The sequence below is a fragment of the Methylobacterium variabile genome, from assembly GCF_001043975.1.
GTDB classification, from domain to species: Bacteria; Pseudomonadota; Alphaproteobacteria; order Rhizobiales; family Beijerinckiaceae; genus Methylobacterium; species Methylobacterium variabile.
In genome coordinates this window covers 1-629 of sequence record NZ_LABY01000494.1, presented here as the reverse complement: position 1 = coordinate 629, position 629 = coordinate 1, and the positions used below count along the sequence as shown (strand labels likewise).

Sequence of the window (629 nt, the reverse complement as noted above, 5' to 3'; positions counted from 1 at the left end):
GTCAGGGTCCCGTCGGGGTCGAGGCGCACCCGCGCCTTGGCGGGCTGGAGCGGGTTGAGCCGCGCCGCCGCCGAGACGCCGGTGCCGATCATCCACTGCCCCTCCCGCACCGAGCCCGGCTTACGATTGCGCCTGTCCCAGCCGAAGAGCCGCGCGCCCTCGCGCAGGCAGGGCACGAGCTGGCGGGTCGAGAACGGCACGTGCTTCTCGGGATCCTGGGCCGGCTCGTTGCGGATGCGCAGCTCGATCGGGTCGAGGTTCAGGGCTTCCGCCAGCTCGTCCATGGCGCATTCGAACGCCAGCATGCCGACCGCCTCGCCGGGGGCCCGCATCGAGGAGGCCATCGGCAGGTTGAGCGACGCCAGGCGATGCGCCGTCAGGCGGTTGGGCGCGGCGTAGAGCGAGCGGGTGACGTTGGCAGAGGTCTCGAAGAAGCTGTCGCCCGGGGTCGTGTCGGACCAGGATTCGTGCGCGATCGCGGTCAGCTTGCCGTCGCGGTCGGCGCCGAGGCGGACCCGCTGCACCGTGTCCGAGCGGCGCGTCGTGACGTGGAAGACCTGCTGACGGGTAAGCGCGATCTTCACCGGCCGGCCGTTCAGGTTCTTCGAGGCGAGCGCCGCCAGGATCGC

1 protein-coding gene is annotated in these 629 nt (G+C 71.9%); it reads right to left on the bottom strand.

Going from position 1 to position 629, the window contains the following annotated elements:
- Positions 1 to 629: xanthine dehydrogenase family protein molybdopterin-binding subunit (locus tag VQ02_RS34120; protein ID WP_048448722.1), on the bottom strand; the 629-nt coding region annotated here is incomplete at both ends.